Consider the following 18153-nt stretch of genomic DNA (forward strand, 5'->3'; position numbering starts at 1 on the left):
TGTCCATGTCGGCGAGCACGAAACGGCCAAGGTTGAAGCTGAATTTACTGGGGAGCGATGGTCAGCGCAAGTGCAAGGAGATTATGGAGCGTCCCGTGAAGGTTTTGCAGATCGGAGAAGGTAATTTCTTGCGGGGATTTGCAGACTGGATGCTTCATGAGAGTGCCAGACAAGGCAAATTCCATGGAAGTGTAGCTGTTACCCAACCACGACCGGGAGGCAAGGCCAAGCTGGAGCAGATTCGCGATCAGGATGGGTTATATACAATGATTACGCGTGGTCTGTCCCAAGGAAAGCCGGTTGAGCGGACAGAGTTGATCTCTATTTTCTCACAGTGTATCAATCCGTATGAGGAATGGGATGCCTTTCTGAACTTGGCGGAACTGCCTTCACTTGAGTTCGTTATTTCCAATACAACCGAATCAGGATTGAAATATACGTATGCGGACTATATCGAGGGTGAACCGGTCCAATCATTTCCGGGGAAATTAACGGTTTTCCTGCATCAGCGATATTTGAAATTTGATGGTGATCCATCCAGAGGTTTGATTCATCTGCCATGCGAGCTGCTTGAAGGCAATGGTGATGTGCTGCGCAGTTGTGTCCTCCGTCATAGTGAGGATTATGGGTATTCGGATGGCTTCCGTTCATGGATCGAGAACCATAATCACTTCTTGAACAATCTGGTAGACCGAATTGTCACAGGTGCGCCGACCCAGGAGGAAGCCGATTCCCTGACAAATCGTTGGGGGTATGAGGACCAGTTGATTAATACGGCAGAGCCATATCATTTCTGGGCCATTCAGGGTGATGAATCCTTGGACAAAAAACTTCCTCTCAAGCAGGCAGGTCTTAATGTACATTGGGTGAAAGATCTGAAGCCTTTCCAGGTACGAAAGGTTCGTATTTTGAATGGGGCACATACCTTAATGTCATCCCTCGGCATTCTGCAAGGCAAGCAGCATGTGAGAGAAACGATGGAAGATCCACATTTTGGCACATGGATCAGGGAAGCTGTGCATCAGGAGATCGTGCCTGCTCTGGATATGCCCGATCATCAGCTGGACCAGTATGCAGAAGAAGTGTTCGAACGGTTCCTTAACCCGTATATTAATCACAAATTGCAAGATATTGCTTTGAATACGATCGGAAAATTCAAGGTGCGTGTGCTGCCAACACTTTTGTCTTACGAGCAAAATCAGGGAAGTTGGCCAGAACGTTTAATTCAAGGGTTTGCTGGATTATTGTGTCTCTATCGTCCGGTAAATACGCCAGAAGGTTACAAGGTACAACGACTGAATGGGGAGGATATTCTGCTGCGGGATGACCCGGATGTCCTGATTGCTTTGGCTTCACACTGGGACGGTTATGACACGCTTAACAGGGATCAGGAGCAACTGGATAACCGGGTAGCGGCTGTGTTGTCAGATACCCTGATCTGGGGCGAAAATCTGGATGCAAGAGAAGGGCTGCGTGCAGCACTTGTTCGTGAAATCGGATTATTGGAAGGTGAAGGGAAATGAACACAACAAGTACAATCAATGACTGGATTGCCATTCAACCACAGGATGATGTCATTATAGCGCTTCGGGATTATGCCAAAGGAGAATGTATTACATTGCCAGACGGTGTTTCCTTTACATTGCTCGATGACGTGCCGAAGGGGCATAAGATTGCTGTGCATACCCTGGCACCGGGTGATGATGTGATGAAGTATGGTTTCTCCATCGGGATTGCCCAAGAGCAGATTGAGCAGGGAAGCTGGATTCATAGTCATAACCTGAAGACGGGTCTGCACGGATTGCTTGAATATGAGTATCAGCCGGGCGCGCAGGTTCAGACGGACATGCCTCCGGAACATCTGCGCTCATTTGATGGATATTTGCGCCCCAATGGTGACGCAGGTATTCGTAATGAGATCTGGATTGTGAATACGGTTGGATGTATCAATAAAGTGTGTGAAGCTTTGGCACGTATGGGTCAGTCCCAGTTTGGAAGCCGGGTAGATGGTGTATTTCACTTTCCGCATCCATTCGGGTGTTCACAGCTTGGTGATGATCTGAAGTATACACAACAGTTGCTGGCCTCCTTGGTGGAGCATCCGAATGCAGGAGGCGTGCTCGTCATCGGTCTGGGCTGTGAGAACAATCAGGTCGATGAATTCCGTGAGTGTATTGCTCCGGAATACCGAGGCAAAGTACGGTTTCTCAAAGCACAGGAAACGGATGACGAGCTTGAGGAAGGGCTTCGACTGATGGAAGAACTTGTGGAGATCGCTGAACATGAACAACGGCAGCCGCTTCCGCTCAGCAAACTCAAAATTGGTTTGAAGTGTGGTGGTTCCGATGGTTTATCTGGCATTACAGCCAATCCGCTGGTCGGTGCGGTTGCTGATATGCTGGTTGCTGCCGGGGGTACGGCTATTCTGACGGAAGTTCCGGAGATGTTTGGTGCGGAGACGATCTTAATGAACCGGGCTGCCAATGAACAGGTATTTCACGATTTGGTAGACCTTGTGAACGGATTCAAGCAATATTTTGTAAACCATGGCCAGAACATCTATGAGAATCCTTCACCTGGGAATAAGGCTGGTGGCATCACAACGCTAGAGGAAAAGTCACTTGGATGTACGCAAAAGGGAGGACGTTCTTCCGTAGTCGATGTGCTGCGCTATGGCAAACGTGTAACTCAAACCGGTCTGAACATTGTAGAAGCACCGGGTAATGACCTGGTATCTGTAACGGCACTGTCTGCGGCGGGTGCACATATTGTGCTCTTCACAACAGGGCGGGGGACTCCCTTCGGAGGTCCGGTACCTACCGTCAAGATTGCGACCCAATCTGATCTGGCGAATCGCAAAAAACACTGGATTGATTTCAACGCAGGCCAGCTGTTGGAGGGGCGCACGATGGATGAGGTGAAAGTGCAGCTGTTCAGCCAGCTGATTGACATTGCTTCAGGACGGTCACACACACTCAGTGAGCAGCATGGATTCCGGGAGATTGCCATATTCAAGGATGGCGTAATTCTCTAAATCCATTGTCGATGGGGGCTGTTGATCGTCTGGGTTGCATTATATGATGAACCACAGCCAATTCCGGTTGAAATTTGCACTACAACCGGGATTGGCTTTATTTAGATTCCACGGATGCCAAGCGCTTTGGAGATGCTTGATAATGCGGCAGGTGAAGCATGTTGTTGTAGTTGCACAATCAATAGTTCACGTGCCTCTTCTATGCTGCCTTCAAATGGCTTAATGCCGTGACGTTCCATCCAGTGACCAGCAGTCTCGTATGCGGAGCTGTTCCAGGCGACTTTGCCTTCTGCGAGCCCTTCTTTTTCTTTGGTGCCACTGATCACAATGGCTGCACAGCCCTGAAGGTCCAGAAGTCCACGGTCAAATGTTTTTTTGTCCTCTTTTGCCCCGAAACCGGCTTGTGATCGCAAGGCACGTCCATCGATGCCTTCTTGTTCTGCAACTAACGCATGGAGTTTGAACGCTTCACGGGAGAGTAGACCCGCTTCATACTGTTCCTTGATGGTTCTGGAGTCGGCAAGCAGTCGGTGTACCCAAGGGAAGTATTCCGATGAGACAAGAAGCGCTTTCTTTTTGACAAATTTTCCATAGGCAGCAATGCCCTCCTCAGCCAGGCGTGAACGCCATAACCAGGGATCGAATTCATCATCCTTGTGCCAATGTTCTTTGGGGGTTAGCGATGACAGAGAAGGATATTCGGCAAATAGTGGTGCCAGAGGCAGCAGCCCTATAGACTGGATACGCTGTACTGCTTCTTCGTACGTTATAACGGCTTCATATGTCATGATATCAGTAGGCTCCTTTTTGTGTGTAGTCCAGGCTACGACTTGGTTGAAGCAAGGTATCTCCGGCTCACTTCCTCGGCATGCTGACGAATCTCACTGCGAAGTTGGAGGGGTTCGATCACTTCAGCTTCACGTCCCAATCGGTAAAAGAATCGTACGGCCCAGTCCCATTCCCCTGGTGGACAAAGGAATGATAATTCCCAGAGATCCGGGGCAATTTCAATCATCTTTTCACCAATATGCTCGTCCTGTTCAGCTTCAATCATTCCCCGATAACTCAGTTGTGCCTTAACCAGGGTTGGCTGCTGTTCTGGAGGGATCGGCTTGCTCTGCTGTTGCTCGGCCTGTTCGTGAAGCACCTGTGCATCCTGTGGTTCGATCGCTTTGACATCGGTAATTCGGTCAACCCGGAACAGACGCTGTTCACCATGTTCGAGGGAATATGCTTCACAGTACCAAAAGCCGGAGGAAGCATATACCCGTGAGGGACAGATATGCAACCATCGCTGACGCGATACGGAGCGATACAGCACACTGAGCCACTCGTGTTCGGGTATGCATGCCAGCAGTGCGTCCAGATGAGGAAGAATGTAATTGCGGTCTGGAATATGATGATACAGCTGTTGGAGCATAGGATCAATTCGCGACATAATATCATCCGGAATGATGGCCTTAACTTTGTTCATCAGGGTCCAGCGTTTCTCATGAAAGGGTGTGTCGGCGTAGCGACTTAGACCTTCAAGAGCGAATAGGAGCGTCGCTGCTTCTACCGGGTCCAGCTGTAGTGGGGGTAATACGTAACCCTCCATAAGTCTGAAACCGCCTCCCGGACCGGAAATGGCAATAATGGGCACATTCATCTCGGAGAGGGACTGAATATCCCGGAGAATTGTGCGACGGGAAACCTCAAATTTCTCGCCTAATGAGTGTGCCGTTTCGTGACCATGCTGTAATGCCATTACAATGGCAGCAAGCCGATTTGTTCTGTTCATGTCAGCCACTCCGTTTCGATCTGCGCCGCCGGAAAGTGATGTCGTAGTTATATTTCTATTGTAACAACGAATAAGTGACATCATGAGTGTCACCAATATATCTCAACTGTTCATTATTTTATAATGGATCAGCATCAGGATTCACAAGTATGTTCCGGCAGGCTTTGTTAAAATGTGTTTCTCGTCCAATTCGCTTTGCATACTGATATTTCCTTCTATCAAAAAGACCACAGATCATGCCAAAAACCCGTATCCGGTGTAGACGGATACGGGAAGTAGCAGCTTTTGGCTTACAGAAGACGATAAAGGTCTGAAATCTATACCAATATCCTCGCTGAAGACAATAACAAGTATAAAAGGAACGAATATGTGACACTTTGTATCACGGGTGTTTTATCACATTATATTATTCCAAATGATTCGAATTAAGCGAAATCGCTTATTTCATTTCGAGTAATTGCACCCCACGGGCTTCAATCTCAACACTTCCCGAAAGCTCACGATTGGTGAGCAGATCATGTGCCTTAGCTGTTCCCAGATCATAGGATTGCGTGGTTGCGTTATGGTTCATGACGAACAGGTAGGGTTTGCCGTCTTTGGTTCGTGCGCTTACTTCAACACCTTCTGGTGTCTCAAGCAAGGACTCTACGTTCTTGGCTGCTGCAAGCTGTCCCAGCAAACCATCCAGGAAACGTTCATCCGGGTCGGATGCAACGTACCAGGCTTCACCTTGACCCAAGGTATTACGTGTCACAACAGGCATGCCTTTATAAAAGTCGTTTCCATACTCCGCGATGACTTCGGCTCCTTCACTGTGCAGCAGGTCGCACAGCATGCCGCAGCCATACTCTCCTTCAAGATCGCCGTAGGTTTCTTTGAGGACAATGCGATTCTTTTGCTCAGGCAGCAGGGCATCAATCTCTTCCACCCAGATTCCGAGCAGTTTACGGAGTTCTCCCGGATATCCACCTGTGGTCACGAGATCGTTCTCGTTGACAATGCCACTGAAGAAGGTCGTCAGGAATGTTCCACCTGCTTCAACATACTTCTCCAGTTTGGCGGCAAACCCTGGTTTAACCATGTAAAGAACAGGGGCGAGGACAATGTCGTATTTGCTCATATCCGTATCCACACTGATGATATCTACCTGTATGTTGCGGCGGAAGAAGGCTGCGTAGTATTTATGGATCTGATCCACATAGTTCAGGGCAACCGTAGGTCCGCTTGATTTTTCGATGGCCCACCAGTTATCCCAATCGAACACAATCGCTACTTTGGATTCAACAGATGCATCCAGCGTGGTATCTCCAAGGAGCTGCAATTCCTTGCCCAGCTCAGCGACTTCGCGGAATACACGTGTATTCTCATGTCCAGCATGCTCAATAACTGCACCATGATACTTCTCACAGGCACCGATGGAGCGGCGAAGCTGGAAGAACATGATGGTATCGGCCCCGTGCGCAACAGATTGATAACTCCACAGACGCATGACACCTGGACGTTTCAGTGAGTTATATGGCTGCCAGTTCTGCTGACTTGGTGTTTGTTCCATCAGCATGAACGGTTGGCCATCCTTCAGTCCGCGCATGAGGTCATGAGCCATTGCCGTGAAGCTGACAGGAGTGGCGAGACCAGGATAACTGTCCCAGGAGACGATATCCAAATATTTTGCCCATTTGAAATAGTCCAATTGCTTGAAGAATCCCATCAGATTGGTAGTAACGACGGAGTCCGGAATGTGTTTTTTGATCGCCTCGTATTCCAACAGATAACAATCCAGCATGCTGTCGGAGTTGAAGCGGGAGTAGTCCAGTGAAATTCCCTGGAATGTTGAATTGTTGTTACCCCAATGTTCGCTCAGGTTGCTTGGTAATACAATCTCGTCCCAATCGTAGAAGGTATGCCCCCAGAAATTCGTGTTCCATGCTTTGTTGACCTGTTCCAGAGTCTGATAGCGTTCTTTCAGATACACGCGGAACGCTTTCTCACAGTTGTCACAGTAGCACTCACCACCATACTCGTTGGAGATGTGCCATACGAGAACCGCGGGGTGATCCTTGTATCGTTCGGCCAGTTTATCCGCAATCTTCTCAGCGTATTTGCGATAGGTCGGGCTGTTGGGACAGGAATTATGGCGCCCCCCAAATTTGCGTTTGCGTCCATCGGCATCTACACGAAGCACGTCTGGATATTTCTTTGCCATCCAAGCCGGATGTGCAGCCGTGCTTGTTGCAAGGCATATATAGACACCATTTTCATATAAACGATTAATCAGTTGGTCGAGTTCTTCAAAACGGTAAGTAACTTCATCAGGCTGAATTAGTGCCCATGAAAATACGTTGATTGTGGCAATATCAATACCTGCCAATTGGAACATGCGCAGGTCTTCAAGGTGGGTTTCGTGATCCCACTGTTCCGGGTTGTAATCGCCCCCGTAGAACATTTTGGGCAGTTTGTTACTAATCAATGTGTTCACCTCTTGTATAAGAATAATCCTATATTATATGATATATATGACTTTTAAAATATAATAAAAGTAATGGCTGATATAAGAATACGGAAGTGTATTTCAGCTTATAACCAAGGAGGCATCCTATGTTTATTTCCCCCCGACATCAACGATATTTCATGACATCACGTGATCAGCCCTTGCCCCTTTATATTGAGAGCCTGGGTTATAACGGCAATCAGGAGAAGGTGTCCAGACCTGTGGGGTATCCCTGTTACCATTGGCTTCAGACAGTAAAGGGAGCCGGAGAATTCAAGTTTGCCGGGTCCACGGTCGTACTGGGGGAAGCATCCGGTATTTTGCTGCCGCCGAATGAACCGCATGAGTATGTGCGCGCCCAAGGAGAGTGGGAGACACTTTACATAACATTTGGTGGTTCCCAGTGTCCGGCAATCTTGGAGTCACTTAGTCTGGGTGAAGCGGCGTTCTATCAGTGGGAGCAGAGCAGTCCGTTCAATGATTACGGCCAGGAAGTGCTGGATTCGATCAGAAGTGATCAGGATTTGTCGGGACTCGAGGCGTCAGCGGATATATACCGATTTCTGATTTTGCTCAAAAAACATGGCATGACGGGCAATCGTTCTTCCATCTCACATTCTGTGGAGAGACTTGCTCCGCTCATTGCATTCATGGAACAGCATTATGCGAATCCCGAGATTGGGCTCGAACATATGGCTGACCTCACAGGGATCTCATCCAGACATCTGAACACCTTGTTCAAGCAGTCCTTTGGCATGACAGCCTACAGTTATTTTATTTTGCTGCGCATTCGCAAAGCCAAGGAAATCATGACCGCAGACTATAGACCCACGATTAGGGAAACTGCAGTTAGGGTAGGGTTTCGCGATGCAAGCCATTTTGTAGCAACCTTTCGCAGGATTGAGGGGGTGACTCCTGAACAGTTCCGTAATTTGTACTAACATGTACCCAAATAAACAAAAAGTGATGCCAGGAAGGTATTGATGCGTTAGGGTCATTACCGTTATGATGGTATCGATTCCTGAGATTCGAAAACGTTTAAACGGACCCATGTATCCGTTCTACTTGGAGAGGATGATTGAAGATGACAACAACTATACTCTTATGGGATCATGCTGCACCTTATGCAGCCCAGGGCCATGAAGACGAAATGCCACATTTGATTCCATTTATTCAGCCCGGTTCCGAGAGCGCTGTCATTGTATGTCCAGGTGGCGGCTATGGATTTTTGGCTGATCATGAGGGTGCTCCAATAGCCGAATTGTTGAACCGTGCAGGTATAAGTGCATTTGTCCTGAAATATCGGGTGGCGCCTCACCAGCATCCTGCACCTATAACAGATGGTCAGCGTGCCATACGTTATGTTCGTGCTCATGCTGAGCAGTATGGCATCAACCCTGCCAAGATTGCAGTGCTTGGTTTCTCCGCAGGCGGACATCTCACAGCAACACTGGGAACGCTGTATGACGAGGGACAACCGGATCATGAGGACCTTATTGAACGCCAAAGTTCACGCCCGGATCGAGTTATTCTCTGTTATCCGGTCATTACGATGGAGTCCTATGGACATGCTGGGTCCCGTGAGAATTTGCTTGGGCCTGATGCGTCAGCCGAGCAGATCAAGGCTTTCAGTGCGGAACAACAGGTGAGAGCGGATGCTCCAGAAGCATTCATCTGGCATACCAGCGATGACCAGGCAGTACCTGTGGAGAATAGCTTGCGTTATGCACTTGCTTTGGGCGAGCATGGCATTCCCTATGACTTGCACGTTTTTGAGAAAGGTTCACATGGTCTGGGATTGGCTGAGGATAACCACGCGATTCGGGTATGGTCGGATCTGTGTCTCACATGGCTCAAGAATCAGGGCTGGTAATTTTATTGGCTGATAGCAAGTGAACGGTCCTAACCAATCGAGTAATCCGTATATTAACGCCTTAGAGCGAAGGAGAAAATAACGATGAAATTGCAGAAAAATGACAAGCTTCTGTTTATCGGGGATTCGATTACAGATTGTGGTCGGGAACATCCTGTAGGCGAAGGCAGTTCAGGTCTGGGCCATGGTTACGTAGCGCAAGTCTATGCCCTCTTGCGGTCCATCTATCCGGAATTGATGTTGCGTGTCCAGAATGTGGGTAATGGTGGAAATACGATTCGTGATCTGAAACAGCGCTGGGATCGTGATGTGCTGGACCTTAAACCGGACTGGCTGACGATCATGATCGGCATTAATGATGTATGGCGTCAGTTCGACAACCCATTATCAACAGACTCACATGTGTTTCTTGAAGAATACGAATCCACATTGCGTGAACTGGTGGCTTCGGTTCGTCCCAACCTGAAAGGTCTGGTACTAATGACGCCTTATTATCTTGAAGCCAACCCGGAAGATCCGATGCGGGCAACGATGGATATCTACGGAGAAGCAGTTCGCAGGGTAGCGAGTGAGTATGATGCAGTGTATGTGGATACACAGGCTGCATTTGCTCCATTTTGGGATCATTTCTATACGTCTGTGCTGACTTATGACCGGGTACATCCGGATGCAACGGGCCATATGGTTCTGTCCAAAGCATTCTTGGATGCCATCGGATTCGAATGGTCAGGCGGCGTCAAATCTGAATAAGGACGTGAGGGCATGAGCGACGTAACTGTAGCAGTACAAACCCAGGCATTACTGGGGGAAGGTCCAAGCTGGGATGCGGAGAACAATCGATTGTTATGGGTAGATATTGAAAGCTTCAAGGTGCATGTGTATGATCCGGTTACAGGGCAGGATCAGTCTTATGATGTCGGTGAACATGTCGGGGCTGTTGTTCCCTATCGTGGTGACGAAGTTGTGGTTGCTTTACGCAGTGGATTCCATACGTATCACTTGCTTACGGGTGAGCTGCATGCCATTGAGGACCCTGAACAAGATAAGGATACGAATCGTTTTAATGATGGAAAATGTGATGCGAAGGGCCGCTTCTGGGCAGGCACAATGAGCATGAATAATGAGAGCAAAGCCGGATCATTGTATTGTTTGGAGCAAGGGCAACCCGTTCGCACAATGGTACAAGGTGTGTCTACATCCAACGGTTTGGGCTGGAGTCCGGATCGGCAGACCATGTATTACATTGATACCCCGACACGTTCTATTGACCGGTTTGGTTTTGATCTGACGGCAGGTACCATACAAAATCGGACAAGTATCATTCAAATACCGGAGGAATTCGGTTTTCCGGATGGGATGACGGTTGATGGTGAGGGCATGCTGTGGGTTGCGCACTGGGGCGGAGGAAGAGTCACTCGTTGGAACCCGCATACATCAGAATTGTTGCAACAGATCGAGGTGCCGGCAGATCAGGTAACATCCTGCTGTTTTGGTGGACCGGATCTCGAAGAGTTATACATTACAACTGCACGGATAGGGATTAAGGAAGAACGTCTGAAAGAGACACCGGATGCGGGCTCACTTTTTGTCATCAGACCGGGAGTTAAAGGGCAGGAGACTCACACTTATGGTAGCCAGCAATAAACAGGTGCCAATTATGTAGTGAACCTCAGTGAACCTTTGCCTGGTTTGCCAGGAAAGAAACGATTCCTTTTTTTTACTCTTATATAAAATGTCGAAAGGTGCTGTTCTAACAGCATCTTTTTTTTGTTGTATAAACAAGTTTAAACACTGAAAATATTTTACAAAAATCGGAATTTCGACAGAGGGGTTTGGAGATTGCCAGCGAATGTTATTTATTGAAAGTATTATCCAGATAACCGCGAATTAAGAACAATCATGTAAGCGCTTAACATGATGACTGGAAGGGGGTGAGGCTCCTTGTATCAAGGGATGCATTGATTCGTCTGGCACGCCATCGTCAGCACGATGAGACAGCGGGGATAGACCGAAATGCAGTAACGAAGTAGAAGAGGAGGATAAGTTGATATGAGAACGTTTATGGGGAAATTGCGAATGATGAGCCTGACGGTTGCCGTAGTAACCGCCTCGCTGGGAGGACTTGCTGGAACCACAGCGGCGGCACCAAGTGAAGCCTATGAGTGGAAAAATGTGGTGACGGGTGCAGGTGGCGGGTTTGTGCCGGGCATTATTTTCAACGAGTCGGAAAAGGATCTGATCTATGCCCGTACGGATATCGGGGGAGCCTATCGCTGGAATGCGGCTGACGAGAGGTGGATACCCTTAACGGATTTTGTCGGCTGGGATGACTGGAACAAGAATGGTGTGGACGCACTGGCTACGGACCCGGTTGATCCCGATCGGGTGTATATGGCAGTTGGAACGTATACGAATTCGTGGGACCAAAATAATGGCTCCATCTTGCGCTCTACGGACCGGGGAGATACATGGCAGACCACAACACTTCCGTTCAAAGTGGGCGGCAACATGCCGGGACGTTCGATGGGAGAACGCCTGACCGTGGACCCGAATGATAACAGTATCCTGTATTTCGGTGCACGAAGTGGTAATGGGTTATGGAAAAGTACCGATTACGGTGTGACCTGGAACGAAGTCACAAGCTTCCCGAATCCGGGAAATTATGTACAAGACCCTTCGAATGAATACACAAGTGACATCGTAGGTCTGGCATGGATTACATTTGACAAAACAAGCGGTTCGGCAGGGCAGGCAACCCAGACGATCTATGTAGGCGTTGCGGATAAAGATCAAAGCGTATATCGCAGCACAAATGGCGGCCTGACCTGGTCAGCTGTTGCTGGTCAACCTACAGGTTATATTCCGCATCATGGCGTGTTTGATTCAGACGGAAGCCTCTATATTACGTACAGCGATGGTGTTGGACCGTATGATGGGGAAAAAGGTGACGTGTGGAAACTAGCCACATCGACAGGTGTCTGGACCAACATTAGCCCTGTTCCAAGCAGCAGCACGGATAATTATTTTGGATATGGCGGATTGGCTGTTGATGCACAGAATCCCGGTACATTGATGGTTGCGACATTGAATTCCTGGTGGCCGGATGCCACTTTGTTCCGCAGTACAGATGGCGGAGCGACGTGGACACGCATATGGGAATTTGAAGGATATCCGAACCGGAAGTTACGTTATACACAGGATATTTCGGCAGCGCCATGGCTCACATTTGGCACCAATCCTGCCCCACCCGAAACAAGCCCAAAATTGGGCTGGATGATCGGTGATCTGGAGATTGATCCGTTTGATTCGGATCGCATGATGTATGGAACAGGTGCTACGATCTATGGAACGAAGAACCTGACAGACTGGGATGATGACGAAAAAATCAATATTTCAGTGATGGCGAAGGGGGTTGAGGAGATTGCCGTACTGGATCTGATCAGCCCGCCAAGTGGTGCACATTTGATAAGCGGAGTGGGGGATGTCTCCGGATTCCGTCATAACAATCTGGATCAGGCACCAGACACCATATTTACGAGCCCAAACTATTCTTCCACAGAAAGTCTGGATTTTGCAGAGTTAAGTCCCAATACGATGGTTCGCGTAGGTAAAGCAGATTATGCTGCTGATCCAAATGCAAAATCCATTGGTTTGTCCAGTGACGGAGGTACTACGTGGTATAAGGCCAATGCAGAACCTGCTGGCACAACCGGAGGGGGAACCGTAGCGATCTCTGCGAATGGTAACCGACTCGTATGGAGCACGTCAGATAAAGGCGTACATTATTCGACTGGCGGCAATTCATGGACGGCAAGTACGGGGATACCTGCACAGGCGAAAGTGATTTCGGATCGTGTCAATCCAAACAAATTCTATGGATTTGCAGCGGGTAAAATCTATGTAAGTGTGAATGGTGGTGCTACCTTCACGGCATCACCTGCGACCGGACTCCCGATGGAAGGAAATGCCGATCTGGATGCCGTTCCAGGTGTTGAGGGCGAACTCTGGTTTGCAGGTGGCAGTGAGGAAGAAGGTCCTTACGGATTATGGCATTCCACGGATTCAGGAGCAACATTCACAAAGCTTGCCAATGTAGAGGAAGCAGACAGTATCGGATTTGGTAAAGCCGCCCCTGGGCAGAACGTTGTTGCGTTATACACGGTTGCACAGATCGATGGAACACGTGGATTCTTCCGCTCCGATGACGGTGGTGCCAATTGGGTTCGTATCAATGATGATCAGCACCAGTATGCTCGTGTAACTACAATTACGGGTGATCCGCGTTTGTATGGAAGAGTATATCTTGGAACAAATGGCCGCGGAATTTTGTATGCTGACCGTGTTGGAGGTAACAATGGCGGAGGAGACGGCGGGGGTACACCAGTGACCAACTCTGTGATTACACCGGTTACAGCCGAATTTGATCGCAAAGCAGACAATCAGGTTAATATTCCAGTCACGTTAACACTTAACGGCAATACACTTGCATCCATTCGCAACGGGAATGCAACGCTGGTTTCAGGTACAGATTACACGTTGACAGGCAATGAGGTCGTATTAAGTAAAAACTACCTAGCTTCACTGCCAAATGGCGCAGCGACGCTAACCTTTCAATTCAGCGCAGGCGCTCCTGCGACCTTGAATCTGCTCATTAAAGACACGACAGCTGCACCTGTTGGAACCATACGCATTGAGATGTTTAACAGCAACACTTCAGCAACGGGCAGCTCGATTAGTCCCAAATTCAAACTGACAAATACGAGTACTACAGCCTTGAATCTGTCTGATGTGAAAATCAGATACTATTACACGATAAACGGTGAACAGCCTCAGAACTTCTTCGCTGACTGGGCGACGGCTGGCAGTGTGAATGTAACAGGCACGTTCAGTGCACTCAATCCAGTACGGACGGGTGCTGATCACGTGCTTGAGATCGGATTCACAGCTTCGGCTGGAACACTGAATGCAGGACAAAGTACGGAAATCCATACGCGCATCTCCAAGAACAATTGGACCAACTATACCCAAACAGATGATTATTCTTTTGCAGGTAGTCAGACTTCCTATACGGACTGGTCCAAAGTCACCGGTTATATCGCGGGAAGTCTCCAATGGGGAATTGAACCATAAGTGAGTGATTTAACGAAATAAAGGATTGAAATAGGGGTCCTGATTCGCCAGATGATCAAATGGCGAGTCGGGGCTTCTTATTTTGTCGAAATATAGTGTAAACTATAGATAGTTACCATTGCTTAAAGGATCGTTTTAGGATATAAAAAGATGTACAATCAATTTAAAATTAATGTAACCGCTAACACTGGAAAGTGTTTATAACCGATATATAATAGTTGGTATAGCCTGTACAGATATAGAGGAAAGATTAGACAAGGGGGTCGCGATCATGAACCGGTTGTGCAAGGTGCTGATTGTTGACGATGAGTTCTTGGTAAGGCAGGGCATAAAGCACCATATGAACTGGGAAGCGGAAGGATTTAACATTGTGGGTGAAGCTTCCAACGGTGAAGAAGGATTACAGCAGGTGAACCTGTTAAAACCGGATATTGTGATCACCGATATTGTCATGCCTGTCATGGATGGAGAAACGTTTGTCCGTACACTAAAAGCCAGTAATCCGCAGATTGAAGTTATTGTACTTAGCAGCTTCAGTGAATTCGAGTATGTACGTTCTACGCTTCAGCATGGGGCAGCCGATTATATACTGAAACCAAAGCTGGATACAAATGAATTATTGGAGGTCCTTCAACGCACAGCGGGTAAAATTCCGGAGTTACAGTTCGAGCCGTCGCATGATGGTTGGAGACTTGGGCAACTGATGGAGAAGATGCTGTCCGGATTCACACTGGATGAAGATAGCGAAATGCCGATCATTCGAGATACCTTTCCGTATGAATCCTTTCGCTTGCTGGTGTATAAACCCGTGGGTGCTGGAGGGAATCCACTGAAGATGGATCAGGAACAGATTGAATCCAAGCTCCGCAGTGATCTGCCTGAAGTAGAATGTGCAATGGTTCCCGCAGAGGGTACATTACCTGTGATGCTTCTTAATGTCGATCCTGCGAGAGATGAATGGATGCTTGAACGGATCAGACAGTTGGCCAGTGAAAATGCAGCAGGAGAAGGCAGTCCTGGTTGGGTGCTTAGTGAAAGCTTTACTTCATTTGAAAAGATGGGTGTTGTTTACCGGGAACGCCTGATTAAGCTGATTGAATATCGCTTCTATTATAAGGATCGACCAATCCTGGTGTATGGTGAACTGCCTCCAATGCATCCCGCAGGTTACCAGTTTAATGTAAATATGTTTTTGCAGCATGTGAAGCGTAACCGGGTCGAAGCGGCAAGGGAGTATTTACAGGATCATGCAAAAACACTTGGACGGGATTATATTGCCGATGTGTTTGAGATCAAATCATTTCTCGGTAACTTGATCTTTAACGTGACCATTACCCTCGCGGATATGGATGTCCAGTCTGCGGGGCTGGAAGAGAGCAAATATACGTATTTTAAAAATGTGGATGGTGCTTCGAGTCTGGACGAAGTGATGACTGTGCTTGACCAATTCATGACGGAAGTTCAGGAGTGCACCGTTGGTGCGGGTGCAAAACGAAGTGATCCCAACATGAAGATGCTGCTGGATTACATGCATGAGCACTTTGATCAGCCGCTCGGGCTGGCTGAAGTAGCCAAGCATTTTCATTTTAATCCATCGTATTTATCCAGTTATTTCTCATCTCACAAAAAAGAAGGATTTAATGAATACTTAAATAAAATTCGGATTGAAAAAGCCGAGGAACTGCTACGATCCGATGATGTAACGATCTCTGAGATTAGCAGTATGGTAGGTTATTCCGATCATAGTTACTTTTGCAAAGTGTTTAAAAAATTCACCGGATTATCACCAAGCCGATACCGGCGCAAATTCTGGGCATAAAGTCAGAAGGATAAGATCATGAAGAAATGGATGAACCAATTATCTCGTCTCGGATTGTTTCCCAAGTTGTTTCTGGTTATGGTGGTCAGTATTGTCCTCGTTTCTGTACTCATCTTATGGACGACCATTCACATGTCAACCAATCTGTTTACTGAGACGTTCAGTATCACAAATTCCAAGGTGCTTAATCAGATCAAAACAAATTTTGAATCCTTTAATGAGGCCATTGCTGCCGTATCGAATAATGTGACGCAGAGTGGATCGATCCGAGGATTCCTGTCCGAAGGTGATGCCGATTCCCTCACGATGGCCAAATCCTTCTATAATATGCGGGAAACGATGGACCGCGTTCAATCGATAACGGAATCGTATGAAGTAGGGATAACGATTATCGGGATCAATGGGCGGAGTTATTCCACCAATCGTGCTCACCTTGAGATGTCAGTGGATGAATTGAAAGATGAACCGATCACGGTGGAAGCCGCTGAGACGCCGAGTCGTCTTATCTTTGATGATTACCAAAACGATGCAACGGTCGGAAGTCAGCAGATGATCTCTGCCACGAAAGCACTGACGGATCGGACCCGCAGCCGAATATACGGTACACTTTATGTCACGATGAGAGAAGAGGCGTTCCGTCAGTTCTATGCCAGCTTTACTAGTCGAGGCAATGACGTGGTTATTATGAACGAAAAAGGTGAGATTGTATCTTCGAATCGTGAAGACTGGATTGGGACAACTCAGCTGGATTTGCTGTCCTATGCCCGAGAAATGAACAAAACGTCTCCGAGAAGTATCAATGCTCGTGTGATGGATCAGGATAGCGTTGTTCTATCGGAGTATTTACCGTTCTATCGGTTTTACATTGTCAATGTCGTGGATAAGGATCTGGCGATGGGTCAACTCATCGACATGAAGACGGTTGCCCTAATCTGTGCAGTAATTGTTGTAGGGGCTCTTATTCTCGTATTTCTCATCACCAGCCAGATTACCAAGTCCCTGCGCAGACTTGTGAAGCAGATGTCCAATATTACGAAAAGTGATCTGGACAACTATATTCCAGTGAGTGGAAGCTACGAGAGCAGGCAGCTTGGTCATGCTTACAATTACATGCTTGATGAGTTGCATGATTATGTGGATCAATTAGTGCAGACCCAGCATGAACAACGTAACGCAGAACTTGCAGCTTTACAGAGTCAGATTAATCCGCACTTCTTGTACAACACACTTGCTTCTGTCAAAGTTCTGGTGCAACAAGGTAACAAGGACAGGGCAGCGGAGACCATTAATGCGCTGATCGGATTACTACAGAATACAATTAGTGATGTGAGTCAGACCGTTACAGTGGAACAAGAAGTCGAGAATTTGAAAAATTATGTCTTCATTAATCACGTCAGATATGGAGGCCGGATTAAAGCAGCTTTCTACGTCGCTCCGGATTGTACACATTACCATGTACCGAAGCTGGTCATACAGCCGTTTATTGAGAATGCATTTTTCCATGGATTCATCAAGAAAGAAATGGGTACAATTCATGTCATGGTTTCCAGAGCGGGAGAATCACTCATCTGTGAGATTATGGACAATGGTGATGGAATTGAAGGGCTTGTCATGGGAGAAACGTTGCCCAATCCAAAGAACAATCGTCAACTATTCAGTGGTATTGGTATTCGCAACGTACATGACCGTATTGAGTTATTATATGGTTCACCTTATGGTGTCACCATTATGAGTACGGTTGGGGAAGGAACGAGAGTCACCGTTACACTGCCTTTAATCACGAGTTGAATCGAAACCTGATTCGATTGAATACACTAAAATCGAGATCCCTCGCTTCTGTTTTTTACAGAGGCGGGGGATTTTCGCGTGTCAGAGGTAAAGTAAAATACATATTTGTACTATTTCAAGATCAAGAAATTACAAAATCAAAAGAAATTACAAAAAGCCAAATTTAATGCAAACGGTTTCTGTAAAGGTTTTCATTGTGGCAATAAGATGACAAATCCGTACAAAATTATTACTAACGAAT

The 18153-nt window shown here is 47.4% G+C and carries 12 protein-coding genes; 9 read left to right on the forward strand and 3 right to left on the reverse strand.

Features of this window, described 5'->3' with window-relative positions; all coding sequences use genetic code 11:
• Nucleotides 1-5 precede the first annotated feature (5 nt).
• Nucleotides 6-1523 carry a tagaturonate reductase gene (locus AC4E8D_RS11240; protein WP_339183983.1) on the forward strand — a complete coding sequence of 506 codons (1518 nt, stop codon included), beginning with the start codon at nt 6-8 and terminating at the stop codon, nt 1521-1523.
• Nucleotides 1520-3034, forward strand: coding sequence for a UxaA family hydrolase (locus AC4E8D_RS11245; protein WP_339183985.1), 1515 nt, complete (start codon nt 1520-1522; stop codon nt 3032-3034). Before AC4E8D_RS11240 ends, AC4E8D_RS11245 begins: the two co-directional genes overlap by 4 nt.
• Nucleotides 3035-3135: 101 nt before the next feature.
• Here the strand turns inward: AC4E8D_RS11245 and AC4E8D_RS11250 are convergent, their stop codons facing one another.
• From AC4E8D_RS11250 to AC4E8D_RS11260, 3 genes are all read right to left on the reverse strand, one after another.
• A complete protein-coding gene (locus tag AC4E8D_RS11250) occupies nt 3136-3822 on the reverse strand; it encodes an AlkZ-related protein (RefSeq protein ID WP_339183987.1) in 687 nt (228 codons plus the stop codon).
• 35 nt (nt 3823-3857) lie between these two features.
• Nucleotides 3858-4814 carry a helix-turn-helix transcriptional regulator gene (locus AC4E8D_RS11255; protein WP_339183989.1) on the reverse strand — a complete coding sequence of 319 codons (957 nt, stop codon included), beginning with the start codon at nt 4812-4814 and terminating at the stop codon, nt 3858-3860.
• Between the two features lie 439 nt (nt 4815-5253).
• The gene (locus AC4E8D_RS11260; RefSeq protein ID WP_490206244.1) at nt 5254-7281 is read right to left on the reverse strand and encodes a beta-galactosidase; all 2028 of its coding nucleotides are present in this window, start codon (nt 7279-7281) and stop codon (nt 5254-5256) included.
• Nucleotides 7282-7409: 128 nt separating this feature from the next.
• Here AC4E8D_RS11260 and AC4E8D_RS11265 point away from each other — a divergent pair, with 128 nt between their 5' ends.
• From AC4E8D_RS11265 to AC4E8D_RS11295, 7 genes are all read left to right on the forward strand, one after another.
• Nucleotides 7410-8243, forward strand: coding sequence for an AraC family transcriptional regulator (locus AC4E8D_RS11265; protein WP_339183994.1), 834 nt, complete (start codon nt 7410-7412; stop codon nt 8241-8243).
• 143 nt (nt 8244-8386) lie between these two features.
• Nucleotides 8387-9175, forward strand: a complete 789-nt coding sequence (locus tag AC4E8D_RS11270) for an alpha/beta hydrolase (RefSeq protein ID WP_339183996.1) — start codon at nt 8387-8389, stop codon at nt 9173-9175.
• 84 nt (nt 9176-9259) lie between these two features.
• Nucleotides 9260-9925, forward strand: a complete 666-nt coding sequence (locus AC4E8D_RS11275) for an SGNH/GDSL hydrolase family protein (protein WP_047842445.1) — start codon at nt 9260-9262, stop codon at nt 9923-9925.
• A gap of 12 nt (nt 9926-9937) precedes the next feature.
• Complete coding sequence (locus AC4E8D_RS11280; protein WP_339307875.1) at nt 9938-10819, forward strand: SMP-30/gluconolactonase/LRE family protein; 882 nt, start codon at nt 9938-9940, stop codon at nt 10817-10819.
• A gap of 405 nt (nt 10820-11224) precedes the next feature.
• The gene (locus tag AC4E8D_RS11285; RefSeq protein WP_445252495.1) at nt 11225-14305 is read left to right on the forward strand and encodes a cellulose binding domain-containing protein; all 3081 of its coding nucleotides are present in this window, start codon (nt 11225-11227) and stop codon (nt 14303-14305) included.
• 271 nt (nt 14306-14576) lie between these two features.
• On the forward strand, nt 14577-16124 hold the full coding sequence (locus tag AC4E8D_RS11290; RefSeq protein WP_221824214.1) for a response regulator transcription factor: 1548 nt from the start codon (nt 14577-14579) through the stop codon (nt 16122-16124).
• A gap of 18 nt (nt 16125-16142) precedes the next feature.
• Entirely contained in the window at nt 16143-17912 is a 1770-nt protein-coding gene (locus tag AC4E8D_RS11295; RefSeq protein ID WP_490206245.1) for a cache domain-containing sensor histidine kinase, read from the forward strand.
• Nucleotides 17913-18153: the final 241 nt, after the last annotated feature.

This window comes from Paenibacillus sp. SRL342 (assembly GCF_984798905.1).